The organism is Nonomuraea sp. 3N208 (assembly GCF_052245935.1).
Lineage (GTDB): Bacteria > Actinomycetota > Actinomycetes > Streptosporangiales > Streptosporangiaceae > Nonomuraea.
The window spans coordinates 43,903-68,375 of sequence record NZ_JBQQBR010000026.1; the positions used below are offsets into that span (position 1 = coordinate 43,903).

The following is a 24,473-nucleotide window of genomic DNA, read 5'->3' on the forward strand; positions in this document are numbered from 1 at the left end:
CATGGCCAAGGCGCTGTCGGCATTCGGGAGGGCGGATGGCTGTGCACGGATCACTCGAGGACTCCAGGACTGGTCCGTCCGTACGAAAGTCGGCGGTTCTCCTGGTCCTGCGCTACTACGGCGGCGAGCTGAAGCGCCAGTGGCGGGTCGCGGGGCCCGCGCTGACGCTGCCGGCGATGGGGAACATCTGCCTGTTCTACCTGGCACCGCTGGCGGTCGCCGGGCTTGTGGGGCATCTTTCCGAAGGCAGGGACGGCACCCTCGCCGCGTTACTGCCTTATGTGCTCGGATTCGCCGGGTGCCTGCTCGCGGGCGAAGCGCTGTGGCGGGTGGGACTGCACTTCCTGAACCGTACGGACGCCCGGGGGATCGAGCGACTCGGCGTGGTGGGCATGGACGAGTTGCTGACCAAGGACGCCGCGTTCTTTCATGACAACTTCGCCGGTTCGCTGACCAAACGTGTGCTGGGATTCTCCTCCAGGTTCGAGGAATTCGCCGACACGCTCACATTCTCGATCATGGCCAAGGTGGTGCCGCTGACCTTCGCTTCGGTCGTGTTGTGGCAGTATCACCCGCTGCTGGTCGTCGTTCTCGTGGGCCTCATCGTCGTCACCGGCTTTCTCGTCGCTCCGCTCATTCGCCGTCGCCAAGCACTGGTCGACGAACGTGAGGCGGCCAAAGTGCTGGTGTCGGGCCACGTCGCCGATGTGCTCGCCAACATGGAGACGGTTCGCGCGTTCGCCGCCGAGGATCGCGAAGCCACCGAACATCGGGCCAGGGTCGCCGAGCAGGGCAAGCTGTCGCTCCGCTCCTGGGATTACGGCAATCTCCGGGTGGACACCGTCGTCGCCCCGCTGTCGGTCCTCACCAGTGCTGTGGGCCTGCTCCTTGCCGTGGCACTCCGGGGAGGCCTCGGCGTGGAGGCCATCGTGGTGACGTTCTCCTACTACTCGACCACGATCAGCATCATGTTCGAGTTCAACCAGATCTACCGGCGCATCGAGAGTGTGCTCACCGAAGCCGCCCAGTTCACCGAACTGCTCCTGGTACCGCCGACCGTGGTGGATCCGGCCGACCCGCAGCCGCTGCGCCCGGCCGACGCGAGCGTCCGCTTCGAGCGGGTGAGGTTCGCACACGCCGAGGGCCCGCCTCTCTTCGAGGACCTGAACCTGGACATCCCCAGCGGCACCAAGATCGGGCTGGTCGGCCAGTCCGGCGGTGGCAAGAGCACGCTGACCCGGCTGTTGCTGCGCCTCATGGACGTCGATGGAGGCCGGATCCTGATAGGCGGTCAGGACATCACCCGGCTGCGTCAAGCCGACCTGCGCAGTCTTATCGCCTATGTCCCGCAGGAGCCCGCCATGTTCCACCGGTCGGTGCGTGACAACATCGCGTTCGCCCGGCCGGGGGCCACCGATGACGAGATTCTGCGGGCCGCGCGGGCGGCGCATGTCACGGAGTTCGCCGAGTCTCTGCCGAACGGATTCGACACCTTGGTCGGCGAGCGTGGCGTCAAGCTCTCCGGCGGTCAGCGGCAACGCCTCGCCCTGGCGCGCGCGATCCTGCGCGACGCCCCCATTCTGCTGCTGGACGAGGCGACCAGCGCCCTGGACTCCGAGAGCGAAATCCTCGTTCAGGAAGCCTTGTGGCGCTTGATGCAGGACCGTACCGCGATCGTGGTCGCGCACCGCTTGAGCACCGTTGTCCGCATGGATCGGCTTGTCGTGCTCAACCGGGGACACATCGTGGAGCAAGGCACCCACAGCGAGTTGCTCCAGGCCCAAGGTCCCTACGCGCGGCTCTGGCGCCACCAATCGGGTGGCTTCCTGGTGGATAACGACGCCCCGGACGCGCTCCACCATTGATTGGGTCAGGAGTTCTGCATGCGTGCCTGCTCCAGCTCGACATGGGCCCCAACCCCCTGTGGTTGCTGGAGGACCTGGCGCAAGACCTCGATCTGCGTCCAGGGATGCGGGTGCTCGACCCGGGCTCGGGCAAGGGCGCTACCTCGGTGTTCCTCGCCCGCGAGTACGGGGTCCAGGTCGTCGCGGCCGACTGGGGGATCGGCGCCGAGGCCGCGGCCGCCGTCTTCGCGGAGGCCGGCGTCGGCGACCACGTCGAGGGCGTGCACGCGGAGGCGCACGTGCCGCCACAGCAGTGCGGCGCGGCGGTCATTGGCCGCCGCGCCACAGGTGCGGTGCTTTTCGGGTGTTCGGAGGTCAGCTCGCGCTGCAGGAGACCGTGGGCCAGGTCGTATTGCCGTTGTGCTGGATCGTCACACCCCAGTTGTTGCCATTGCCGTTGGGCCTGGCGGTCAGCACTTGGGCGCTGGGGTAGCTCGCGCTGATGTTCCAGGTAGCGATGATCTTCGCTGGGGACGGCACGTTCATCGTCACGGTCCAGTTGCTTGAGCCGCTGACCGAGACGTTGAGGTTGTACCTGTCGCTCCACTGCTGACCGGCGGACAGCGTCGCGGTGCAGCCGCTGCCGGGGTTGCCGCCGCCGGAGGAGCCGCCCACCGTGATATTGGAACTCCCGCTGCTTTGATATCCCTCGGTTGCGAGGATCATGTAATCATGGCTGCCCAGATTCATTCCATAGCGGGCCCATGCGTCAAAGTGGTTGCCAGAGGTTATGGTTCCGCCCGTTTTCTTCGACTGCCGGACACTCCAGTACTGATTAAAGGTTCTGTTGCCTTCGATGGAGGGGGCGTTGTAGCGCGTCGTCTGATAGATGTCGTACGTGCCGCCATCGCTGGTGACCGTGCCCTTGTACGTCCCGGTGGGCCGGTAAGTGCCCCAGTTGTCGACGATGTAGTATTCCACGAGCGGGTTTCTCGTCCACCCATAGAGAGTCAGATATGCATTGCCGGACGGATTGAAGCTGCCCGAGTAGTTCACGGTCCTGCGTCCGCCGGGGTTCCAGCCCTTACCGGCAACGAAGTTCCCCGTGTTGCGCCATGAGGTGCTGTAATTGCCGCCGGAGCCCAGTTCCATGGAGACCGTTCCAGGGCTGTCGGTCCAGAACGAATAGAAGTAGCCGTTGTTGGTGCCCGTTTGATTCGAGGTTATCGGGGCCGCGTTGGCGATGCCGGGCGGCATCGCGACGGCCACGACCAGGGCTACGGCCAAGGCGCAGGCACGGGCGATGAGCAGCCTGATCCGGCCGCGTCTGCGGCTCTTCCGGTGGGCGGGGGCGCCGTTCATGTGCGTGCTTCCTTCCTCGTGAAGGCGGGCGTGGGCGCGCAGTGTGATGTGGGTGACCCGGATCGGCAGTGGGCGAGGTTTGTCTGGTCGATGTCGAAACTATCGGTGCTGTGGCGAAAGTGTCGGACGCCACGATCGAGTTGTCAACCGATGCCGCAGAGTCGGAGATAACTCAAGAACGCACCTGTCCTGGCCGTGGCCCCATCCTGGTTGATTGGGTCCAGGATTGGGTGATGAAACTTTCGCCGATCTTCCGAAACATGCCAGGCGGGAATCATGCCCGCCGATGTCCGCCTCTGGAAGCACGCGGGCGCCGGGGACGTGCGAATGCACGGCGACGCGGGCGGTGATGGCGTCGGCATCCTCGACGAGAGTGAGAACGGCCGGGCGCCGGAGCCGCTGTGAAGAAGCTCCGTGCCCGGCCATGAAGGAAGCCGCTGGCGCGCCTGACCGCATCGCCTACCCGCGAGCAGCCGCCGAGCCATGTGCGGCGATCGTCACCTCCTGTCGTGTTCGACGACTTGCGAGGGCGTCAGCAACCCGGACAGCGCCCAGCGGCCGGGCCCGAGGATGGCGATGAGGAGGAAGGACCAGCAGAAGAGCGCGGCCAGCTCGCCGCCGTTCTGGATCGGGAAGAGTGCTTGAGGCTGGTGGACGATGAAGTAGGCGTAGGCCATGGAGCCTGAGCAGATGACGGCGGCGGCGCGGGCGGCCAGTCCGAGCAGGACGAGGACGCCCCCGACCAGCTGGATGACTGCGGCCCACCATCCCGGCCATTGCCCGATGCTGGGCACTTGGCCGTGCGGCCCGCCCAGCACGTCGAAGAGTGTGGCCACGCCGTGGCAGGCGAACAGCAGTCCCACCACGAACCGGTACAGGGCCAGGAACAGCCCTTGATTCTTGGCCAATGACTCCACAGCAGGTGTCCTTTCTGAGGGGATGTTGTGGCGGGCCCGCTGGAACGGAACAGAAGTAGTAGTTTGGGAGCGCTCCCAGCGAGGTTCTTTGCTCAGTTATCAAATGTCAATGCCGAGCCGCCCGGAGAATCACTCTCCGGCGCGACTGATATGCGCGTCATGTGGCCGGACGCGCTAATCCTGAGCGTGCCTCAACGTTGAAACTTTCATGAGTGCACGGCTGATCTGACGAAGTGGGAGTGAAACACGGCACGAAGAAGCTTCACGAAGAGTTCAAGGACGAGACCGTGCGCATGGTGCTGGAGGGCGATCGCACCTGGCTGTGACACCCCGGCACTGCTGCAGCTTGGGGGCACGCCGACCGCCGGCTTCCGTCACATCGTCGGCCGAAGTGTGGCGACGAACCTCGCAAGCCGGGCGATCCCTTCTTGAAGATCATCCGTCGACACCGCGTACGAGAGCCGGACATGCGTCTCGGCGGTGTGCGCGCCGAAATCCCTGCCCGGAGTGAGGGCGACATGTGCCTCGTGCAGCGCTCGCTCGCAGAACTCCCAGGACGTGAGCCCGGTACGGCTGACGTCGAAGTACGCGTAGAACGCACCGTCGGGCGGGACGGGAACCGGCAGCCCGACCCGCACCAGCCCGTCGAGAACGAGCGCGCGCCGCTTGGCGAACTCGCCGCGGCGGGCCTCGCAGACCGCGAGGGACTCGGGGGTGAAGCAGGCCAGAGCAGCGTGCTGCGCGGGAGCGGACGCGCAGAGGAAGTAGTTCTGGGCCAGGCGCTCCATCGCCGGCACGAGGATCTCCGGCACGACGCACCAGCCGAGTCGCCAGCCGGTCATGCCGAAGTACTTCGAGAAGCTGTTGATGACGACGGCGTCGGGATCGAACGACAGCACGCTCCGCGGCGGCCGGCCCTGCTCGTCGTGGTCGCTCAGGTTGAGGTAGATCTCATCGACGATGCGCCACGCGTCACGCTCGCGGGCGAGCTCGCAGATCGTGGCCAGCTCATCGGACGGAATCGAGGTGCCCGTCGGGTTCGACGGGGTGGCGATCATGATCCCGCGAGTGTCGTCCGTCCAGCTCGACTTCACCGATGCCGCGTCCGGCTGGAAGCGGGTCTCCGCGGTGGCGGGGACGAGCGTGACGCGGGCGCCGAAGCTCTCGACGATCTGCCGGTTGCAGGGGTACGACGGGTCTCCGATCAGCACCTCGTCTCCGGTGTTGACGAGCGCCGCGGTGGCCAGTACCAGGGCGGCAGAGGCGCCCGCGGTCACGACCACTCGGGAAGGGTCGACGCCGACGCCGTGCTGGTTCAGGTAGAACCGCGCGATCGCCTGTCTTAGCGCGGGCAGCCCGAGCGCCGCCGTGTAGGCCATCGGCCTGCCGTCCATGACCTCGCGCATCGCGTCCAAGACGGCCGGGGGCGCGCCGAAGTCCGGTTCGCCGATGTTGAGCTTGATGACGTGGTGCCCCTGGGACTCCAGCGCTGCGGCATATTTGCCGAACTCCATTGCGAAAAACGGGGCGACAGCCTGCGCACGTTCCGAAATCCTCACGCCATGACCTCCCGCTCCGATCGCAGCCAAAGGGTACAAGGGCGGACTGAATGACTGGAGCGGGCAGCCCGTCCGGCAGACGCCAGGTCCGTCAACCCTCGGTGCGAGGCAGGCGGCGCAGGAGGTACGTGTCCATGATCCAACCCTTGCGGGCGCGTGCCTCGGCCCGAAGCTCGCGGATCCGGTCACCGACCTCGGCGACCGGCCCGGACACCAGGATCTCGTCAGGTGTTCCCAGGTATGCGCCCCAGTGGATGTGGAAGTCGTCGAGCCCGGCGAAGGAGCAGTGGGCGTCCAGCATGACGACCACGTCGTCGGCCGTGGGGCCGTGCTCGGCCAGGCGGCGGCCGGTGGTGAGGTGCACGGGCCGTCCTACCTGGGTGAGGCTGGTGTGGTGGCGGGCGGTGAGCGCGGCCACGCTGCTGATCCCGGGGATGACCTCGTACTCGAACGTGACGTTCCCACGCTGGAGGATCTCCTCGACGATGGCGAGCGTGCTGTCGTACACACCCGGGTCGCCCCATACCAGGAACGCCCCGGTCTGGCCGTCGCGCAGCTCGTCGCGGATGAGCGCCTCGCAGGCCAGCGCGCGGCGCGAGCGCCAGTCGTCGACGGCGGCGGCGTACGCCGGGGCGGCCCGGTCGCGCTCGGGGTCCCTGGCCTCGGCGATCCGGTACGGCCGGTGGCCGTGCGCGGCGATCAGATCCAGCCGGAGCTGGACCAGTTCGTGTTTGACCTCGCCCTTGTCCACGATGAGGAACACGTCCGTGGCGGCGATGGCCTTGACCGCCTGGAGGGTGAGATGGTCGGGATCGCCGGCGCCGATGCCGATGACGAGTAGCCGCTTCACCCGCACGAGTCTGCCAGAACAGCGGATATACGATATGCCTCGCGAATTACCCCAAAGAGGCCAAGGAGGGGCGTGGATCTCGTCGAGCAGGGCGACGCCTTCGCCGCGTTCTGGCAGGAGCGGCACCTGTGCACGCTCTCCACCGCACGCCCCGGCGGCCCGCCGCACGTGGTGCCGGTGGGCGCGACGCTGGACCTGCGGAATGGTGTCGCCCGCGTGATCACCTCGGCTTCCTCGGTCAAGGCCCGGCTCATCGGCGCGGACAGCGCGCTGGTGGCGCTCTGCCAGGTGGACGGGCGCCGGTGGTCGACGCTGGAGGGCCGCGCGGTGCTGCGTACCGAGCCCGAGCAGGTGGCCGACGCCGAGCGCCGCTACGCCGCCCGCTACAAGCCGCCCCGGCCCAACCCGGCGCGGGTGGTCGTGGAGATCCAGGTGACGCGCGTGCTGGGCAACGTGTGATCACCGTCGTCGGCATCGGCGCGGACGGCTGGGACGGGTTGTCCGCCGACGCGCGGCTGGCCCTGGAGGCCGCCGAGGTGCTCATGGGCGCCGCGCGGCAGCTCGACCTCGTGCCCGCGCCCACGGCCGAGCGCGTGCCTGCGCCCACGGCCGAGCGTGTGGCCTGGCCCGCACCGCTGCTGCCCGCGCTGCCCGCGCTGATGGAGCGGTACGCCGGGCGCGACGTGTGCGTGCTGGCCAGCGGCGATCCCATGTTCTATGGCATCGGCTCCACGCTGGTCCGGCTCCTGGGCGCCGCGAACGTCCGGGTGGTCCCACACGTGTCGTCACTGTCGCTGGCGTGTGCCCGGCTCGGCTGGCCGGTGGAGCAGGTGGACGTGATCAGCCTCGTGGGCCGCTCCCCGGCAGCGCTGAACGCCGCACTCCTGCCGGGGCGGCGGGTCGTCGTGCTCGGCGCCGGCCGCGACTCCCCGTCCCTCGTGGCCGGGCTGATGACCGGGCGGGGGTTCGGGCCCAGCCGGATGACCGTCCTGTCGGACCTGGGCGCGGCGTCCGAATCCGTCGTGACGGGCACGGCGGCGACCTGGGCCTCGCAGGAAGCCGAACCGTCCGCGCTGAACGTGATCGCCGTCGAGTGCGTCCCCGACCCCGGCGTCGCGCCGCTCGCACGCGTGCCCGGACTCCCCGACGAGGCGTTCGAGCACGACGGGCAGCTCACCAAGCGAGAGGTCCGTGCGGTCAGCCTGTCGCGGCTCGCGCCGTTGCCGGGGGAGCTGCTGTGGGACGTGGGCGCGGGGGCGGGCAGCATCGCCATCGAGTGGATGCGCGGCCATCCGTCGTGCGCGGCCATAGCGATCGAGAGCAGGCCCGGCCGCGCCGCCGCCATCGCGCGCAACGCCGACCGGCTCGGCGTGCCGTCGCTGCGGGTCGTCGAGGGCAGGGCCCCTGCGGCGCTGGAGGGGCTGCCCGCGCCCGACGCGGTGTTCGTCGGTGGCGGCGCGACCGCGCCCGGGCTGCTGGAGAGCTGCTGGGCGGCGCTGCGGCCGGGCGGCAGACTGGTGGCGAACGCCGTCACCCTGGAGTCCGAGTCCGTCATGGCCCAGTGGTACGCCCGGCTCGGCGGCGATCTGGTGCGCCTGGCCGTGCAGCGGGCCTCTCCCGTCGGGTCCTTCACGGGCTGGCGGGCCGCGATGCCGGTGACCGTGTGGTCGGTCACCAGGAAGGACGTGCCGTGACCGTCTACTTCATCGGGGCCGGCCCGGGCGCCGCCGACCTGATCACCCTGCGCGGCCTGCGCCGGCTGCAGTCGTCGCCGGTGTGCCTGTACGCGGGCTCGCTCGTGCCCCGCGAACTCCTGGACGCCTGCCCCGTGGGGACCAGGCTGGTCGACACCGCGAACCTGAACCTCGACGAGATCGTCGCCGAGCTGCTCGCCGCCCACCGCGCGGGCCTGGACGTGGCGCGGCTGCACTCGGGCGACCCGTCGGTGTTCAGCGCGGTCGCCGAGCAGATGCGCAGGCTGGACGGGCTGGGCGTGCCGTACGAGGTGGTCCCCGGCGTGCCGGCGTTCGCGGCGGCGGCGGCCTCACTGGGCAGGGAGCTGACCGTGCCCGGCATCGGCCAGACCATCATTCTGACCCGCACCTCCGCCCGGGCCACGCCGATGCCCGAGGGGGAGGACCTGAAGACCCTGGGCGCGAGCGGCGCCACGATGGTGCTGCACCTGGCGGTCCAGCGGATCGACGCGGTGGTGGCGGAGCTGCTGCCCTCCTACGGGCCGGACTGCCCGGTGGCGGTGGTGGCGCGGGCCAGCAGACCCGACGAGGTGATCCTGCGGGGCACGCTGGCGGACATCGCCGGGCAGGTGCACGAGGCCGGGATCCGCCGTACGGCGGTGATCGTCGTCGGCCGGGTGCTGTCGGCGACCCAGTTCCCCGACAGCCACCTCTACAGCGCGGAGCGGGCGCGGCCGTGCGACGGGTCCTGATCCTGGGCGGCACGGCCGAGGCGCGGGCGCTGGCCGCCGAGCTGGTCGACAAGGGCGTTCACGTGGTGTCGTCGCTGGCCGGGCGGGTGAGCAACCCGCGGCTGCCGGTGGGGGAGCTCCGCGAGGGCGGATTCGGCGGGCCGGACGGGCTGGCGGCCTGGCTGGTGGCCGAGCGGATCGACGCCATGGTGGACGCCACTCACCCGTTCGCCGCGCGGATGACCGCCTCGGCGGCCGAGGCGTCGGCGAGGACGGGCGTGCCGCTGCTGGTCCTGCGTCGCCCCGGCTGGCGGGAGGGGCCGGGCGATATCTGGCAGCGCGTCGCCTCGCTGCATGAGGCCGCCGCACGGTTGCGTGCCCCGGCGCGGGTGTTCCTCACCACCGGCCGCCGGAGCCTGCCGGTCTTCACCGGCCTGGCCGGGGTGTGGCTGCTCGCCAGGTCGGTCGACCCACCCGAGCCGCCTGTCCCGGACAACGTGCACGTGCTGCTCGACCGTGGACCGTACACCGTGGAGGGCGAGCGCGCTCTCATCCGCGAGCACCGCCTCGACGTGCTGGTCACCAAGGACAGCGGCGGGCCGATGACCACCGCCAAGCTCGTGGCGGCCCGCGCGCTCGGCCTGCCGGTGATCATGGTGGACCGGCCGCCGCCGCCCGCCGGCGTCCGGTTGGTGGAGACGGCCGGGGAGGCGGCGGCCTGGGCTCAGGGGTAGCGGCGCGGGGTGTAGACGACTCCGCGATCGGTGATCCGGGTCGTCGAGGAGCCGACGATCAGCAGGCAGCGCATGTCCACCTGCGCGGGGTCGAGCTCGCCGAGCGTGGTGACGGTGACGCTCTCCTGCTCGCCGCCGACGTTCCGGCCGATCACCACGGGAGTGGTGGCGTCGCGATGCTCCAGCAGCAGGTCACGGGCGGCGGCGACCTGCCAGGTGCGGCTGCGCGAGGCCGGGTTGTAGATCGCCAGCACCAGGTCGGCCCGGGCGGCGGCGGTCAGCCGGTCGGCCACCACCTCCCACGGTTTGAGCAGGTCCGATAGCGACAGCACGCAGTAGTCGTGGCCCAGCGGAGCGCCGACCCGGCTGGCCACCGCCTGGGCGGCGGTCAGCCCGGGGACGATCCGGACCGGCACGTCAGGGAAGTCGGCCGCCGCCTCCAGCACGGCGCTGGCCATGGCGAACACGCCCGGGTCGCCGGAGGACACCACGGCCACCCGCGCTCCGTCGCGGGCCAGCTCCAGGGCATGCCTGGCACGCTCGGCCTCGACCCGGTTGTCGGTGCGGTGGCGGCTCTGGCGCGGGTTCGGGGCGACCCGGTCCACGTACGGGCCGTACCCGACGAGGTCGGTCGCCGCCGCCAGCGCCTCCTGGGCCTCGGGCGTGAGCCACGGCCGCCCGGCGGGCCCGAGGCCCACCACGACCACCTCGCCCCGAGCTTCGGCCGCGGGGGATTCGGGGACGAACGTCCGCTCGGCGGGGCTGGCGAGCAGGGCCAGCGAGAAGTACGGCACCCCGTCGGCGTCCACGTCCTTGAGCGGCGCGACCCGCTCGGTGCCCATCGTGGCGCGCTCGACGTACCAGGCGTCGTCCAGTCGTCCCGCCTCGGCCAGGGCGTCGCGGACCTTCTCGAACGTCCGGCCCAGCTTGAGCACCGCCGCCGAGTCGGTGCCGCGCAGCCTGTCCGCCAGCACCTCGGCGGGCAGCGTCCCGGGCAGCACGGTCAGCACCTCGTCCCGTTCCACCAGCGGCCGGCCCAGCACGGCCGAGGCGGCGCTGACGGAGGTGACGCCGGGCACGACCTCGGTCGGATAGCGGTGGGCGAGCCGCTTGTGCATGTGCATGTAGGAGCCGTAGAAGAGCGGGTCGCCCTCACTCAGCACGACCACGGTCCGGCCCGCGTCCAGGTGGGCGGCCAGCCGCTCGGCGCAGTCGGCGTAGAAGTCGTCGAGCGCGCCCTGGTATCCGCCGGGATGGTCGGTGGTCTCCGTGGTCAGCGGGTAGAGCAGCAGCTCCTCGATCTGGCCGTCCTTCATGTACGGCAGCGCGATGGAGCGGGCGATGCTGCGGCCGTGCCTGGCGGCGTGGTAGGCGATCACGTCGGCCTCGCCGATCAGCCGGGCCGTCTTGACCGTGACCAGCTCCGGGTCCCCGGGGCCGAGCCCGACGCCGTACAGCCGTCCCGTCATCGCCATCACTCCGTCTCGTTCGCGATGGCGTTGACCGCCGCCGCCGTCATCGCACTGCCGCCGCGCCGGCCGTGCACCACCAGGTACTCCAGTTCGCTGTCCGCCAGCGCCCGCTTCGACTCGGCCGCGCCGATGAACCCCACCGGGATCCCGAGCACGGCAGCGGGGGTTCCCGCGCCCTCGGCGACGAGTTCGAGCAGCCGGAACAGCGCGGTCGGCGCATTGCCGATCGCCACGACCGCGCCGTCGAGGCGGCCACGCCACAGCTCCAGCGCGGCGGCGCTCCGCGTGGTGCCGAGCCGTTCGGCCAGTTCCGGCACGCCGGGGTCGCCCAGCGTGCACACCACCTCGTTGCCGGCGGGCAGCCTGCGCCTGGTCACGCCGGAGGCGACCATCTGCGCGTCGCACAGCACGGGCGCACCCTGGCGCAGCGCCTCGCGGGCCCGGCCGACCACCTGTGGCGACCAGTCCAGGTCGGCCACGAGGTCGGTCATGCCGCAGGCGTGGATCATCCGCACCGCCACCTGCGCCACTTCGGGCGGCATCCCGGAGAGGTCGGTCTCGGCACGGATGGTCGCGAACGAACGCCGGTAGATCTCCGCGCCGTCGCGGATGTAGTCGCTCACTACTGCCTTTCCTGGTATCCGTCGTCGGTGGCGATCATCTGGACGACCCGGCCGCGCGGCAGTCCGCAGCGCCGCTCGCAACCGGACCAGTGCACGGGCATCGCCGGAGTACCGTCCAGGGTCGCCACCCAGCGCCGCGCGTCCTCCTGAACGTCGGCCAGCGACTTGGCACAGCCCGGGCGGCCGGTGCAGGCGCTCACGCCGGCCCAGGGCGACGCCGGGTCGGTCACCAGCCCGGCCGCCTCCAGGACCCGCGTCGCCCGGTCCGCGGCGGCGCGCTCCAGGTCGAGAAGGACGACGGTCCGCCACGGCGTGAGCCGCACCGGAACCGCCCCACCGGTGGTGCCCTCCGCACCGGCAGCGTCGTTCACCTCGGCGGCTTCGGCGATGGCGCGCGCCTGGGCGGCGGACAGCCGTCCGAGCGGCACCACGGCCGCCAGCGCCACCCGCCCGTCCCGCTGCTCGACGCGCCCCGCGCGCTGCGAGGACGCCGAGGCGACCGAGGCAACCGCGGCGACCGGGGTGACCGGGGCGACCGTGGTGACCACGGCGTCCGAGTCGACCGTGGCGTCCGAGGCGGTCCCGGCGGCCGACGCGGCCCCGGAGTCCGAGTTCGACCGGGATAGCGGACGGGGTGTGGCGCGGAGGCGGGCGGCGATGCGGGCGGGCCCGTTCGCCAGCTCCGCGATCCGCCACGCGGCCTGGTCCCCTCCGGAGGTCTCACGCTCGTCGAGGAACGCCTCGGCGGCGGCGATCATGCGTTCGGCGGCCGTGTCCGGGCTCGCGGCGAGTCCCGCATCCACGCCCGCCAGCAGCAGCCGCCCGTCGAAGAACGTGACGTCGGCGCCGAGCGCGAGCATGTCGCCGGTGCCGTCGTCCACCGCGAACAGGAACCGCCCCGGCAGCCCGGCCAGGCGCGGTCGCGCGCACAGCGCCCGGTCCAGCGCGTCCACCAGCGGCTGCGGGTCCAGGAATCCGGTGCGGCCGCCGAGCGGCGAGGCCACGATGTTGCGCACCCGCTCGTGCGCCGCCGACGGCAGCAGCCCGGCGGCGGCGATCCGCTCGGCGAAGGCGGCGGGCGAGCGCAGACCACGCACCTGGACGTTCGCCCGGGAGGTCAGCTCGATCACGCCCGAGCCGAGGTCCTCCGCGCAGCCGGCCAGCTCGCGGAGCCGGCCGGGCGAGATGGCGCCGCCCGGCAGACGGACCCTGGCCAAGGGCCCGTCGGCGGCCTCGTGCACCTGTAGCGCTCCCGGACAGGCGTCAGGGCGCAAACGTCCGGAAAAGTCGGCTATGGACACGATCAGGATGGTAACGCCACTTCTGGCAACGGTCTTCCTGCCGTAGGCTCCTGCGTAGGCGATGGCAAGGGAGGAAGCCGGTGCGAATCCGGCGCGGTCCCGCCACTGTGACCGGGGAGCGAACCCCACCGAAGGCCACTGCCCGGCGACGGGTGGGAAGGCCGGGGTGAGCGTCGATCCGGGAGCCAGGAGACTCCAGCCGTCGCGACACCCACGACCGGGGCGAGGACCCCGAGGGAGGATTGCGCTGTGCCTGGCGACAGCCGTACCGTCCTGCTGCTTTCCACCTCCGACACCGACCTGCTGAGTGCTCGCGCGAGCGGTGCCGCCTACCGCTTGGGGAACCCGGCCCGGCTGGTGGCCGAGGACCTGCCTGCCCTGCTGGAGGACGTCGACCTGGTCGTGGTACGCCTGCTCGGCGGCCGGCGCGCCTGGGAGGAGGGCCTGGACGCGCTGCTGGCCGGGCCGCGCCCGGTGGTGGTGCTGGGCGGTGAGCAGGCGCCGGACGCCGAGCTGATGGAGCTGTCCACGGTCAGTGGCGGCGTCTGCGCCGAGGCCCACGCCTACCTGGCCCATGGCGGGCAGACCAACCTGGGGGAGCTGCACGCGTTCCTGTCGGACACGGTGTTGCTGACCGGACGCGGATTCGCGCCCCCGGAGCCCACGCCCTCCTGGGGGCTGCTGGAGCGCGACGCGCGTTCCGGGCGGGGGCCTGTGATCGGTGTGCTGTACTACCGGGCGCATCACATGGCGGGCAACACCGGGTTCGTGGAGACGCTCTGCGCGGCGGTCGAGGAGGCGGGCGGGCAGGCGCTGCCGGTTTTCTGCTCCTCACTGCGTACCGCCGAGCCCGAGCTGTTCGACACCCTGCGGGCCGCCGACGCGCTGGTGGTGACCGTGCTGGCGGCGGGCGGCTCGCGCCCCGCCGCGGCGAGCGCGGGCGGCGACGACGAGGCGTGGGACGTGGGCGCGCTGGCCGCCCTGGACGTGCCGATCCTGCAGGGGCTCTGCCTGACCACCAGCAGGCAAGCGTGGGAGGAGAACGACGACGGCCTGTCGCCGCTGGACGCGGCCTCGCAGGTGGCCATCCCGGAGTTCGACGGCCGGATCATCACGGTGCCGTTCTCGTTCAAGGAGATCGACCCCGACGGGCTGACCGTCTACGTCGCCGACGACGAGCGGGCCGCCCGGGTGGCGGGCATCGCGGTGCGGCACGGGCTGCTCAGGCACACCCCGCCCGCCGAGCGCCGCCTGGTGGTGATGTTGTCGGCGTACCCGACCAAGCACTCCCGGGTGGGGAACGCGGTCGGCCTGGACACCCCGGCCAGCACGGTCAGGCTGCTGGCCAGGCTCGCCGAAGCGGGCTACGACCTGGGCGAGGGCTTCCCCGGGGTGGCGGAGCAGGACGGCGACGCGCTCATCCACGCGTTGATCGCCGCGGGCGGCCAGGACCAGGATTGGCTGACCGAGGAGCACCTGGCGGGTAATCCGGTACGCATCTCCGCCGCGTCCTACGCAGAGTGGTACCGGACCCTGCCCGAGGGCCTGCGGGCGCAGATGGAGCGGCACTGGGGACCACCGCCGGGCGAGCTGTTCGTGCACGACGGCGACATCGTCCTGGCAGCACTGCGGGCCGGCAACCTCGTGGTGATGGTGCAGCCGCCGCGCGGCTTCGGCGAGAACCCGATCGCCATCTATCACGACCCCGACCTGCCGCCCAGCCACCACTACCTGGCCGCCTACCGCTGGCTGTCGGCCGAGTTCGGGGGCTCCGGCGCACACGCGATGGTGCATGTGGGCAAGCACGGCAACCTGGAGTGGCTGCCCGGAAAGTCGGCGGGCATGTCCGCGGCGTGCGGCACCGACGCGGCCATCGGCGACCTGCCGCTGGTCTACCCGTTCCTGGTGAACGACCCGGGGGAGGGCACGCAGGCCAAACGGCGGGCGCACGCCATCCTGGTGGACCACCTGGTGCCGCCCATGGCGCGGGCGGAGACGTACGGCGACATCGCCCGGCTGGAGCAGCTCCTGGACGAGCACGCCACCATCGCCGCCATGGACCCGGCCAAGCTGCCCGCCATCCGGGCGCAGATCTGGACCCTGATCCAGGCCGCCCGGCTCGACCACGACCTCGGCCTGGCGGACCGGCCGCACGACAGCGAGTTCGACGACTTCATCCTGCACGTCGACGGCTGGTTGTGCGAGGTGAAGGACGCCCAGATCCGCGACGGCCTGCACGTGCTCGGGCAGGCGCCGACCGGACAGGTGCGCGTGGACCTGGTCCTGGCGATGCTGCGCGCCCGGCAGATGTGGTCCGGCCGCGAGACGCTGCCCGGCCTGCGTGAGGCGCTCGGCCTGGCCGAGGACGGCACGGCGGAACTGGCGAGCGTGGACCGGGCCGAGGCGACCGCCCGCGCCCTCGTTGAGGCCATGGAGCGACGCGACTGGGCGGAGGACGCGGCGGGGGAGGTCACGCGCGGGCTGCCCGGCGACAGAGGCGACCTCGTGACGCGGGTCCTCGCCTTCGCCGCCACCGAGATGGTGCCGCGCCTGGCCCGCACCACCGACGAGCTCGACCACGTCCTGCACGCCCTGGACGGCGGCTACGTCCCCGCCGGGCCGAGCGGCTCACCCCTGCGCGGTCTGGTCAACGTGCTGCCCACCGGCCGCAACTTCTACTCCGTCGATCCTCGTGCGATCCCCAGCAGACTGGCCTGGGAGACCGGCCAGGCCATGGCCGAGTCGCTGGTAGAGCGCTACCGAGCCGACACCGGCGAGTGGCCGCGCTCGGTGGGGCTGTCCGTCTGGGGCACCAGCGCGATGCGTACGGCGGGCGACGACGTGGCCGAGGTGCTGGCCCTGCTCGGCGTCCGCCCCGAATGGGACGAGGCCTCGCGCCGGGTCACGAGCCTGGAGCCGATCCCGCTCGCCGAGCTGGGCCGCCCCAGGATCGACGTGACGGTCCGCATCAGCGGCTTCTTCCGCGACGCGTTCCCGCACGTCGTCGCCATGCTCGACGACGCCGTACGGCTGGCCGCCTCCCTGGACGAGCCGGACGAGGACAACTACGTCCGCGCCCACGTTGCGGCCACCGGCGGCGACCGGCGCCGGGCGACCATGCGCATCTTCGGCTCCGCGCCGGGCGCCTACGGGGCCGGGCTGCTCCCGCTGATCGACAGCCGCAACTGGCGCGACGACGCCGACCTGGCCGAGGTGTACGCGGTGTGGGGCGGCTTCGCCTACGGTCGCGACCTCGACGGCGTCGCCGCCCGCCCCCAGATGGAGGACGCCTACCGCAGGATCGCCGTGGCCGCCAAGAACGTCGACACCCGCGAGCACGACATCGCCGACTCCGACGACTACTTCCAGTACCACGGCGGCATGATCGCCACCGTTCGCGCGCTCACCGGCAGGGCGCCGGCCGCGTACGTCGGCGACAGCACCCGCCCCGACGCCGTCCGGACCCGCACCCTGTCGGAGGAGACGTCCCGCATCTTCCGCGCCAGGGTCGTCAACCCGCGCTGGCTGGCCGCGATGCGCCGCCACGGCTACAAGGGCGCCTTCGAGCTGGCCGCCACCGTCGACTACCTGTTCGGCTACGACGCCACCACCGGCGTGGTCGCCGACTGGATGTACGACAAGCTCACCGAGACCTATGTGCTCGACCCGGAGAACCAGGCGTTCATGGCGCAGTCGAACCCGTGGGCGTTGCACGGCATCGCCGAACGCCTTCTCGAAGCCGCCGAGCGCGGCATGTGGCAGCACCCCGACCCGGAGATCCTGCGCGACCTGCAGGAGGTCTATCTGAAAACCGAGGGCGACCTGGAGGACGACACCAGCCGCTGAGCGAGCATCGGCAGGCCCGCCCAGTGCAGGTGCAGGTACGACGCGGTCACGAGGGCGTCGCCGAAACCATCCGCGCCGCCCTCCCAGCGGAACAGCGGCTCACCCGCGTACTCGACGGCGGTGCGGTGGAACTCGTGCCCCCGGAAGCGTTCGCCCCTTTCCGTCAGCGGCGAACGCCTGAGTGCGACGGCGTCCCGGTAGCCGAGCGTGAGCCGGGACGTCATCCGAGCCCTGCCCGGCACCCGTCCGCACATCCGCTGCCCGTCCAACTCCTCGCACAGATAGAGCAGCCCGGCGCATTCGGCCGCGATCGGCCCGCGGAAGGCCGCCACCTCCGCGCGCAGCGGCTCGTTGGCGGCCAGCTCGGCCGTGTACACCTCGGGGAACCCGCCACCTATCACGAGCGCGGCGGTCCCGTCCGGCAGGCACTCGTCGCGCAACGGGTCGAACACGGCGACGTCCGCGCCGGCCGCCCGCAGCAACTCGACGTGCTCGGCATAGCCGAACGTGAACGCCGCCCCGCCCGCCACCGCCACCACCGGCCTGTCCGTCCGTTCCCTCCGCACGGGCTCCCACGGGGTCGCGTCCAGCGGCGGAGCCGACGCCGCCAGCCGCAGCAATCCGTCGAGGTCGCACGAGCGCGTCACCAAGGCGGCCAGCCGGTCCACCGAGGCCAGCGCCTCGGCTTCCCGCTCGGCGGCGGGCACCAGCCCCAGATGCCGGGACGGTGTGGCGACCGCGTCGTCCCGCCGGATCGCCCCCAGCACCGGCACCCCTGCTGAGGCCAGCGCGGATCGGCACAGCTCCTCGTGCCGATCCGAGCCCACCCGGTTGAGCACCACCCCGCCCACCCGCACCCGCGAGTCGAAGGTGGCGAACCCGTGCACCACCGCCGCCACCGACCTGCTCTGCCGCGCCGCGTCCAGCACCAGCACCACCGGCGCGTCCAGCAGCCGGGCGACGTGGGCGGTCGAGGCGAAGTCCGTGTCGCCCTTGCCGTCGAACAGCCCCATCACACCCTCGACCACCGCCACGTCACACCCCGCCGCCCCATGCAGGAACAGCGGCCGCACCCGCTCCTCGCCGACCAGCCACGGATCCAGATTGCGCCCGGGGCGCCTGGTGGCCAATGCGTGGTAGCCGGGGTCGATGTAGTCCGGCCCCACCTTGTGCGGGGAAACCCTCAGCCCTCGTGCCCGCAGCGCCGCCATCAGGCCGGTGGCCACCGTCGTCTTGCCGCTGCCGGACGACGGCGCTGCGATGACGAGCCGGGGCACTACCACTCGATGCCTTTCTGTCCCTTCTGCCCGGCATCCATGGGATGGCGGACCTTGGCCATCTCCGTCACCAGATCCGCCGCCTCGGTCAACCGCTCGGGCGCGTCCCTGCCGGTGATCACCACGTGCTGGTTGCCTGGGCGCCCGGTGAGCGCCGCCAGCACGTCATCCAGCTCCAGCCAGCCCCACTTCAGCGGGTACGTGAACTCGTCCAGCACGTAGAACCGGTACGTCTCGGCCGCCAGATCACGCTTGATCTGCTCCCACCCCTCACGGGCGTCCGCCGCGTGATCCTCCTCGGTGCCCGGCCGCTGGATCCACGACCAGCCCTCGCCCATCTTGTGCCAGGTCACCGAGCCGCCCTCGCCCGTCTCCCCGAGCACCTTCAGCGCCCGCTCCTCGCCGATGCGCCACTTGGCCGACTTCACGAACTGGAACACCCCGATCGGCCAGCCCTGGTTCCAGGCACGCAGCGCCATTCCGAACGCGGCCGTGGACTTGCCCTTGCCGGGACCGGTGTGCACGATCAGCAGCGGTCGAGTGCGGCGCTGCCGGGTGGTGAGGCCGTCGTCGGGTACGACGGCGGGTTTACCCTGCGGCATGGTCAGACCGCCTTCCTGTGGTTCCTGTGCTCACGAATGACCGAACCGAGATCGGCCAGTGAATCGAGGGACACGAGACGGGCTCGCAACCGGGACGCCAACCGGACCGCCAGCCCGAGCCGTACCGGCCCGCTCTCGCAGTCGACGACCACCGCCGCCGTGCCCTTCAACAGCGCGGCCGCCCGATCCACGTCCCCGCCCGCCGTGGCGCGCCCATCCGTCACCAGCACCAGCAGCGGCCGCCGTGCCGGGTCGCGCAGCCGCTCCACCCGCAGCACCTCCGCCGCCCGCGCCAACCCCGCCGCCAGCGGCGTACGCCCACCGGTCGGCAGCGAACGCAACCGCGCCGCACCCGCCTCGACCGACGAGGTCGGCGGTAGCGCGACCTCCGCGCTCAGGCCGCGGAAGGTGACCAGGCCGACCTTGTCGCGCCGCTGGTAGGCATCGAGCAGCAGGCTCAACACCGCCGTCTTGACCGCGGTCATCCGCCTGCGTGCCGCCATCGATCCGCTCGCGTCCACCACGAACAGCACGAGGTTGCCCTCCCGGCCCTCGCGCACCACCTCGCGCAGATCGTCCTGGAGCAGCACCAGCCCGGGACCGGTCCGCCCGCGCCGCGCCTGGTGCGGTGCGGCCGCCAGCACCGTCGCCGTCACGTGCAGATCGCGTACGCGTCCGCCGGGGCGGCGCGAGCCGACGGCCTGGCCGCTCGGGGTGCGCGAGCGTGACCGCCGCCCCGCCGCCCCCTCGCCGACCCCCGGCACCTCCAGCAACGGCACCCGGTACGGCGCCGCGACCCCGGCCACAGGCCCCGCCACTTCGCCCCCGGCGGCCTCACCGGCCGAGCTCGGCTCGGCGCCCCCTGAATCGCCGGTCGGCCGGTCTTCGACGGACGGTGCGCCGTCGGCGCCCGCTGAATCGCCGGTCGGCTGGTCTTCGACGGACGGTGCGCCGTCATCGGCCTGTGCCGGCGAACTCCCCGGCCCTTCGGACCCTTCGGGTCCCGAAATATCAGGACCTCCACCGTCGGGATCGTCGGGATGGTCGGGATCCTCATCCTCCGACGTCCGCGCCAACAGCTCGTCGAGCTCGGCGTCGTCCAACCCCGGCGCGTCGAACGGATCTCGCCGCCGCCGGTGCGGCAGCGACAGCCGGGCCGCGGCACGAACATCGTCGGTGGTCACCACGTCTCTGCCCTGCCAGGCGGCGTGAGCGATGGCCGTGTGCGCGGTGACCAGGTCGGCCCGGAGGCCGTCCACCTCGTACGCCGCGCACACCGTCGCGATCTGCCGCAGCCGGACGTCAGGCAGCCGCACGCCCGGCACGCGAGCCCTGGCCTGGGCGATCCGGTCCGCCAGCGCCGACTCCTCATCCGCCCACCGAGCAGCGAACGCTCCGGCGTCCGCGTCGAAGGCGAGCCGCCGCCGCACCACCTCGGCCCGCTCCTGCGGATCCCTGGACGCCTTGACCTCGACCGTCAGCCCGAACCGGTCCAGCAACTGCGGCCGAAGCTCGCCCTCCTCCGGGTTCATGGTCCCGACCAGCAGGAACCTGGCGGCGTGTCGCACCGACACCGACTCGCGCTCCACGTAGCACGTGCCGAGCGCCGCCGCGTCGAGCAGCAGGTCGACGAGGTGGTCGTGGAGCAGGTTCACCTCGTCCACGTAGAGGACGCCGCGATGCGCCGAAGCCAGCAGACCGGGCTCGAACGCCTTCACGCCCTCCGTCAGTGCCCGCTCCACGTCGAGCGAGCCGGCCAGACGGTCCTCCGAGGCGCCCACCGGCAGCTCCACCAGGGCAGCCGGACGCTCCAGGCTCTGGGCGCCGGGCTCGTGCGGCCCGTCCGAGCATTCCGCGTCGGGCACGGCCGGATCGCAGGAGAACCGGCATCCCGGCACCACGTTCACGGTCGGCAGCTGCGCGGCCAGCGCGCGCACGATCGTGGACTTCGCGGTGCCCTTCTCACCACGGACGAGCACCCCGCCCACGCGCGGAGAGACCGCGTTGAGCACCAACGCCAGCTTCAGGTCATCGAGCCCGACGACCGCGCTGAACGGATACGTGACGATCAAAACAGGACCTTCCGGTTGACGTGGGCGACCCGCCAGCCGCCCCGCGTGACGGTCAGTTCGGTGACGGACAGCGGCGCGAGATCGAATCGGGAAGAGTGCGGCGGATCCAGCCCCAGCGCGTGGCCGAGCGCAGCCCGGATGGCGCCCGTGTCGCAGACGGCAACGATGTCGCGGTCCCCGCGCACCGACTCGAGCCAGCCGGCGACCCGGCCGGCGTGCGCGGCCAGGCTCTCACCGCCGTGCGGGGCCGCCTGCGGGTCGGTCAGCCACTTCGCCACGGCGTCCGGCTCCTCCCGTGCGACCTGCTCGTACGGCAGGCCGCACCACCTGCCGCAGTCCGCCTCCGCGATGGCGGCGGACACCCGCGCCTCCAGACCGATGGCGGCGACGGTTTGCCGCGCGGCGGCGCTGGGAGCCGTCCATGCCACCGCCCCGGCCACCGCCGGAGCCATGGCGGTGGCCCGGGCCAGGCTCGCCGCGTCGGCGTCCTCATCGGCCGCGGGAAAGCACGCGGCCCGCATCCCCGGCGTGCTGGCGTGCCGGACGAACAGCACCCGGCTCAGCTCAGCCTGCCGGGGTCGCGGTCGCCGCAACGACCCCGGCACGACGCGCCGCCCGGTCGCTCACCCACCCGAACAGCACGCCGAAGGCCGTCCAGAAGACGAGCTGCGTCCCCAGAGACGCGATCCTGAACTGCCACAACAACGTGGCAGGAAAGCCCACGGGCACCTCGTTCACAGTCGGCAACAGCGCCCACGCCGCGATCACCGGAACCAGGAAAGCCGCCACAGCCGCGACCCACCGCGCCCACGGCCCGGCGGTGACCCGGCGCGCCGTCGCCACCGCCACCGCCACGGCGGCCAGCCCCACGAGGATCATCACCACGTAGAGGAACGTGCGGCTGTCAACGGTCTCCGGATTCCCCACGGCCGGCGGGCTGGCCGGATACTTCACGAACGGCACCAGGATCACCGCCACGAACGCGGTCCCCGCGGCGGCGAGCGCCAGCCCGCCCTCCGACCGAGGCCCGACCCGCCCGCGCAAACCCGCGTACACGAGGGCGAAGACCCCGCCCACGGCCAGCCCGTACAGACCCGTGGCCAGGAAGAGCCCCGCCTTCTGGCCCGGCCTGCTGACCAGCTCCTCCTCGCCGTGATCATGGCCAGGCGCTTCCTGCGCGGCATGGGCTTCCTCCAGCGCGATCGCGCTGTCCACCTGCGGCTCCCCGAAGGCGAAGGCGAAGCCGCCCGCGATCAATCCGGCCAGCAGCCCCAGAAGCAGGCCCCTGACCAGCAGGGTGCGTACCATGCCGGCGCCTAGTGGCAGGGCACGCCGAGCAGGTGGCGCCCGTCGTGCATGAGCTCGTGCAGGTAGGCCCCGGTCTGCGAGATGGCCCCGTTGTCCATCAGCACCAAGTACGCGATCAGCAGCAGCACCGGCACAGCGAGCAGCCACAGCAGCAGTCGGGGGAACGGAATGACAGAAGAAGTGGTCAGACCACTCATACGAACCTCCTCAGGGATGACGCGTCCCAACCAATGAGGTCACGGAGGTCCAAGCGACCTGGCTCCCGGGATCTACGTCCCGGATACAGTGGCGCGTCCGCACCGGCATCTCACCGGATTTCCCTTGGACAATCGTGAAATCCACCAGAACGTATCTGTTTCTCCTGTACGCGTCAATGATGCCGACGCCGCAGCCGAGGTGGCGTACCCGCTGAAAGACACTCCCGCACGCGCTCCTCCCGCCCTGAGCAGAGATGACGCGACTACAGGTTCGCGGAAACCTTACTTCGTCCTCTTGCCGGACCACCAGGTCATGACCCAGAGGATCACGCCGATAGCCAGCAGCGCGCCCGCGATTTGGTATTGACCTACCGGACGGCCGGAGGACCAGGGCAGGACCAGGTAGAGGCACGTGATCGTGCCCAGCACGGGGAGGACGCGGCCCGCGTTGAAGTGCTCGACCCCCGTCTCGTCCCTGCGCAGCACCAGAACGGACACATTGACGAGCGCGAAGACCGCGAGCAGGAGCAGCGACGTCGTCCCGCCCAGCAACGCCACGACGGGACTGTCGGGGCTCAGCGAGACGAAGGTGATGAGCCCGAGGGCGATGACGGTGGTGAACAGGATCGCCGCCTGTGGCGTGCGCCGGGAGGGGTGCACCTTCGACAGGAAGGACGGCAGCACGCCCCGCTTGCCCATCCCGTACAGGAGCCGGCTGGCCATCAGCATGTTGATCAGTGCCGAGTTCGCGACGGCGAACATCGAGATGAACGGCAACAGGTCGGAGATCGGGAAGCCTGGGGCCGCGGTCTGCACCACCGTCGACAGCGGGGTCTCGCTTTCGGCGAGCCGGCCGACGGGGACCACGGCAACGGCGCAGATGGACACGAGGATGTAGATCAGCCCGGTGATCCCGAGCCCGGTGAACATCATCCGGGGGAAGATCCGCGTCGGATTCTTGGTCTCCTCCGCCATGTTGACCGAGTCCTCGAAGCCCACCATGGCGAAGAAGGCCAGCGACGTCGCGGCGCTGACCGCGAGGAACACGCTCTTGTCGGCGGCGGTCTCGAAGGCGACGACGCGGGAGAAGTCCGCGTTCCCGCCGGCGATGAAGTAGAGGCTGATCAGGATGACGAGCAGCAGGCCCGAGAGCTCGACCGCGGTGAGCACGACGTTGACCTTGACGCTCTCGCCGACGCCTCGGAGGTTGACGGCCAGCACCAGGAGCATGAAGCCCAGGGCGATCAGCAGGATGACGCCGTTGCCGACGTCAAGGCCGAAACCGGCGACGAGGTTGGCGGCGAAGGCCCGCGAGGCGGCAGATGCCGAGGTGATGCCCGAGCACATCACGGCGAAGCACACCAGGAAGGTCAGGACGTGCTTGCCGAAGGCCTTGTGCACGTACAGGGCGGCTCCCGCGGCTTCCGGATATTTCGTGACCAGCTCCAGGTAGGAGCACGCCGTGATCAGCGCGACCGCGAAGGCGATGGCGAAGGGCAGCCAGGCGGCGCCGCCCACCTCGCCGGCGACCTCACCGGTCAGCGCGTAGATCCCGGTCCCGAGAATGTCGCCGATGATGAACAGCAGCAGCAGCCCCGGGCCCATCACCTGCTTCAGGCTGGGCTGGCCGCTGCCGTCGGCTTCGGTAGGACTGGGGGGACTGATCTGAGACATAGGGGGTGCTCCTTGTCGTGCATCAGCCGCGGGGCTGCATGGGCAGAGGATTGCGGCCGGCGCTCGCGCATCGGGAAGGCCGATCAATCGCGGCGCAGGCACATGGCATCGCGGGCCGGTCTAGGAGTGCCGCTCGGCTGAGGCAGGGCCCCGCTGACGCGGATCAGGCTTGTCTCGCTGCGCCGTGCTCGGCCGACCGGCGCCGGCGCGCCATGGCGGGCACGTGATCTCGACTCCCATTCTGACACTTTACGATCCTGCACAGTCATTCGTGAACACCTCGTCACGCTGAGCTGACGTGTGACGCCTTGAGGTGGGCGCGAAGGGAGTGGACGTGGCCGGAGATGAGTCCCCCTGCCGCTTCTTCGTAGATCGAGGCGGCATGCAGGACGGCGGGTGGACGCCGGGGC

Annotated in this window: 22 protein-coding genes and 1 riboswitch; of the genes, 7 read left to right on the forward strand and 15 right to left on the reverse strand. The window is 71.3% G+C overall.

What is annotated here, in order from left to right:
- Positions 1-35 precede the first annotated feature (35 nt).
- Positions 36-1,865: an ABC transporter ATP-binding protein gene (locus ACTWPT_RS34615; RefSeq protein WP_443181713.1), complete on the forward strand. Its 1,830-nt coding sequence runs from the start codon at positions 36-38 to the stop codon at positions 1,863-1,865.
- Positions 1,866-1,870: 5 nt separating this feature from the next.
- On the opposite strand, the gene ACTWPT_RS34620 is transcribed toward ACTWPT_RS34615, so the two are convergent.
- Together ACTWPT_RS34620 and ACTWPT_RS34625 are read right to left on the reverse strand one after the other, a co-directional pair.
- Positions 1,871-2,143, reverse strand: coding sequence for a hypothetical protein (locus tag ACTWPT_RS34620; RefSeq protein WP_443181714.1), 273 nt, complete (start codon positions 2,141-2,143; stop codon positions 1,871-1,873).
- A 76-nt stretch (positions 2,144-2,219) separates the two neighbouring features.
- Positions 2,220-3,206, reverse strand: a complete 987-nt coding sequence (locus ACTWPT_RS34625) for a glycoside hydrolase family 11 protein (protein WP_443181715.1) — start codon at positions 3,204-3,206, stop codon at positions 2,220-2,222.
- A gap of 276 nt (positions 3,207-3,482) precedes the next feature.
- Between ACTWPT_RS34625 and ACTWPT_RS34630 the strand changes: the two genes are divergently transcribed.
- Positions 3,483-3,611 (forward strand): hypothetical protein, encoded by a 129-nt coding sequence (locus ACTWPT_RS34630; RefSeq protein WP_443181716.1) that lies wholly within the window; start codon positions 3,483-3,485, stop codon positions 3,609-3,611.
- A 92-nt stretch (positions 3,612-3,703) separates the two neighbouring features.
- Here ACTWPT_RS34630 and ACTWPT_RS34635 read toward each other — a convergent pair whose 3' ends face one another.
- The 3 genes from ACTWPT_RS34635 to cobF all read right to left on the reverse strand — a co-directional run bounded on the left by ACTWPT_RS34635 (position 3,704) and on the right by cobF (position 6,532).
- On the reverse strand, positions 3,704-4,123 hold the full coding sequence (locus tag ACTWPT_RS34635; protein WP_443181717.1) for a DoxX family protein: 420 nt from the start codon (positions 4,121-4,123) through the stop codon (positions 3,704-3,706).
- Between the two features lie 374 nt (positions 4,124-4,497).
- Complete coding sequence (locus ACTWPT_RS34640; protein ID WP_443181718.1) at positions 4,498-5,871, reverse strand: pyridoxal phosphate-dependent aminotransferase; 1,374 nt, start codon at positions 5,869-5,871, stop codon at positions 4,498-4,500.
- Positions 5,774-6,532, reverse strand: a complete 759-nt coding sequence (gene cobF / locus ACTWPT_RS34645) for a precorrin-6A synthase (deacetylating) (RefSeq protein ID WP_443181719.1) — start codon at positions 6,530-6,532, stop codon at positions 5,774-5,776. Before cobF ends, ACTWPT_RS34640 begins: the two co-directional genes overlap by 98 nt.
- A 72-nt stretch (positions 6,533-6,604) precedes the next feature.
- Between cobF and ACTWPT_RS34650 the strand changes: the two genes are divergently transcribed.
- Genes ACTWPT_RS34650 through ACTWPT_RS34665 form a run of 4 tightly spaced genes read left to right on the forward strand, consistent with a single transcriptional unit; the run spans position 6,605 to position 9,691 of the window.
- Positions 6,605-6,991: a pyridoxamine 5'-phosphate oxidase family protein gene (locus tag ACTWPT_RS34650; RefSeq protein WP_443181720.1), complete on the forward strand. Its 387-nt coding sequence runs from the start codon at positions 6,605-6,607 to the stop codon at positions 6,989-6,991.
- Positions 6,988-8,226: a precorrin-6y C5,15-methyltransferase (decarboxylating) subunit CbiE gene (gene cbiE, locus ACTWPT_RS34655; RefSeq protein WP_443181721.1), complete on the forward strand. Its 1,239-nt coding sequence runs from the start codon at positions 6,988-6,990 to the stop codon at positions 8,224-8,226. Before ACTWPT_RS34650 ends, cbiE begins: the two co-directional genes overlap by 4 nt.
- Entirely contained in the window at positions 8,223-8,978 is a 756-nt protein-coding gene (cobM, locus tag ACTWPT_RS34660; protein WP_443181722.1) for a precorrin-4 C(11)-methyltransferase, read from the forward strand. The genes cbiE and cobM overlap by 4 nt, the downstream gene beginning before the upstream one ends.
- Positions 8,963-9,691, forward strand: coding sequence for a cobalt-precorrin-6A reductase (locus ACTWPT_RS34665; protein ID WP_443181723.1), 729 nt, complete (start codon positions 8,963-8,965; stop codon positions 9,689-9,691). Before cobM ends, ACTWPT_RS34665 begins: the two co-directional genes overlap by 16 nt.
- Here the strand turns inward: ACTWPT_RS34665 and cobJ are convergent.
- From cobJ to cobG, 3 genes are read right to left on the reverse strand one after another with little or no spacing between them, the layout of a single operon-like run.
- Entirely contained in the window at positions 9,682-11,160 is a 1,479-nt protein-coding gene (gene cobJ, locus ACTWPT_RS34670) for a precorrin-3B C(17)-methyltransferase (protein WP_443181724.1), read from the reverse strand. The genes ACTWPT_RS34665 and cobJ overlap by 10 nt on opposite strands.
- Positions 11,161-11,165: 5 nt before the next feature.
- Entirely contained in the window at positions 11,166-11,786 is a 621-nt protein-coding gene (locus ACTWPT_RS34675) for a precorrin-8X methylmutase (protein WP_443181725.1), read from the reverse strand.
- Complete coding sequence (gene cobG, locus ACTWPT_RS34680) at positions 11,786-13,087, reverse strand: precorrin-3B synthase (RefSeq protein WP_443181726.1); 1,302 nt, start codon at positions 13,085-13,087, stop codon at positions 11,786-11,788. Before cobG ends, ACTWPT_RS34675 begins: the two co-directional genes overlap by 1 nt.
- A gap of 12 nt (positions 13,088-13,099) precedes the next feature.
- Positions 13,100-13,305, forward strand: a riboswitch (cobalamin riboswitch).
- A gap of 31 nt (positions 13,306-13,336) precedes the next feature.
- On the opposite strand from cobG, the gene cobN reads away from it, so the two are divergent.
- Positions 13,337-16,933, forward strand: coding sequence for a cobaltochelatase subunit CobN (gene cobN, locus ACTWPT_RS34685; protein WP_443181727.1), 3,597 nt, complete (start codon positions 13,337-13,339; stop codon positions 16,931-16,933).
- Here the strand turns inward: cobN and ACTWPT_RS34690 are convergent.
- The 7 genes from ACTWPT_RS34690 to ACTWPT_RS34720 all read right to left on the reverse strand — a co-directional run bounded on the left by ACTWPT_RS34690 (position 16,888) and on the right by ACTWPT_RS34720 (position 24,063).
- On the reverse strand, positions 16,888-18,216 hold the full coding sequence (locus ACTWPT_RS34690) for a cobyrinate a,c-diamide synthase (protein ID WP_443181728.1): 1,329 nt from the start codon (positions 18,214-18,216) through the stop codon (positions 16,888-16,890). The two genes, cobN and ACTWPT_RS34690, sit on opposite strands and share 46 nt — an antisense overlap.
- On the reverse strand, positions 18,210-18,812 hold the full coding sequence (cobO, locus tag ACTWPT_RS34695; protein WP_443181729.1) for a cob(I)yrinic acid a,c-diamide adenosyltransferase: 603 nt from the start codon (positions 18,810-18,812) through the stop codon (positions 18,210-18,212). The genes ACTWPT_RS34690 and cobO overlap by 7 nt, the downstream gene beginning before the upstream one ends.
- A gap of 2 nt (positions 18,813-18,814) precedes the next feature.
- Positions 18,815-20,884, reverse strand: coding sequence for a magnesium chelatase subunit D family protein (locus ACTWPT_RS34700; RefSeq protein ID WP_443181730.1), 2,070 nt, complete (start codon positions 20,882-20,884; stop codon positions 18,815-18,817).
- Complete coding sequence (locus tag ACTWPT_RS34705) at positions 20,881-21,438, reverse strand: histidine phosphatase family protein (RefSeq protein ID WP_443181731.1); 558 nt, start codon at positions 21,436-21,438, stop codon at positions 20,881-20,883. Before ACTWPT_RS34705 ends, ACTWPT_RS34700 begins: the two co-directional genes overlap by 4 nt.
- Positions 21,439-21,448: 10 nt before the next feature.
- On the reverse strand, positions 21,449-22,192 hold the full coding sequence (locus tag ACTWPT_RS34710; protein WP_443181732.1) for a CbtA family protein: 744 nt from the start codon (positions 22,190-22,192) through the stop codon (positions 21,449-21,451).
- An 8-nt stretch (positions 22,193-22,200) separates the two neighbouring features.
- Entirely contained in the window at positions 22,201-22,389 is a 189-nt protein-coding gene (locus tag ACTWPT_RS34715) for a CbtB domain-containing protein (RefSeq protein ID WP_443181733.1), read from the reverse strand.
- Positions 22,390-22,671: 282 nt separating this feature from the next.
- Positions 22,672-24,063, reverse strand: a complete 1,392-nt coding sequence (locus ACTWPT_RS34720) for an APC family permease (protein ID WP_443181734.1) — start codon at positions 24,061-24,063, stop codon at positions 22,672-22,674.
- Between the last annotated feature and the right edge of the window lie 410 nt (positions 24,064-24,473).

What these genes read in the sequence shown, in the direction of transcription:
- ACTWPT_RS34615 (WP_443181713.1), top strand. Translation starts at nt 36, where the DNA reads ATGGCTGTGCACGGATCACTCGAGGACTCCAGGACTGGTCCGTCCGTA.
- ACTWPT_RS34625 (WP_443181715.1), bottom strand. Translation starts at nt 3,206, where the DNA reads ATGAACGGCGCCCCCGCCCACCGGAAGAGCCGCAGACGCGGCCGGATC.
- ACTWPT_RS34630 (WP_443181716.1), top strand. Translation starts at nt 3,483, where the DNA reads ATGCCCGCCGATGTCCGCCTCTGGAAGCACGCGGGCGCCGGGGACGTG.
- cobJ (WP_443181724.1), bottom strand. Translation starts at nt 11,160, where the DNA reads ATGACGGGACGGCTGTACGGCGTCGGGCTCGGCCCCGGGGACCCGGAG.
- cobO (WP_443181729.1), bottom strand. Translation starts at nt 18,812, where the DNA reads ATGCCGCAGGGTAAACCCGCCGTCGTACCCGACGACGGCCTCACCACC.
- ACTWPT_RS34710 (WP_443181732.1), bottom strand. Translation starts at nt 22,192, where the DNA reads ATGGTACGCACCCTGCTGGTCAGGGGCCTGCTTCTGGGGCTGCTGGCC.
- ACTWPT_RS34715 (WP_443181733.1), bottom strand. Translation starts at nt 22,389, where the DNA reads ATGAGTGGTCTGACCACTTCTTCTGTCATTCCGTTCCCCCGACTGCTG.
- ACTWPT_RS34720 (WP_443181734.1), bottom strand. Translation starts at nt 24,063, where the DNA reads ATGTCTCAGATCAGTCCCCCCAGTCCTACCGAAGCCGACGGCAGCGGC.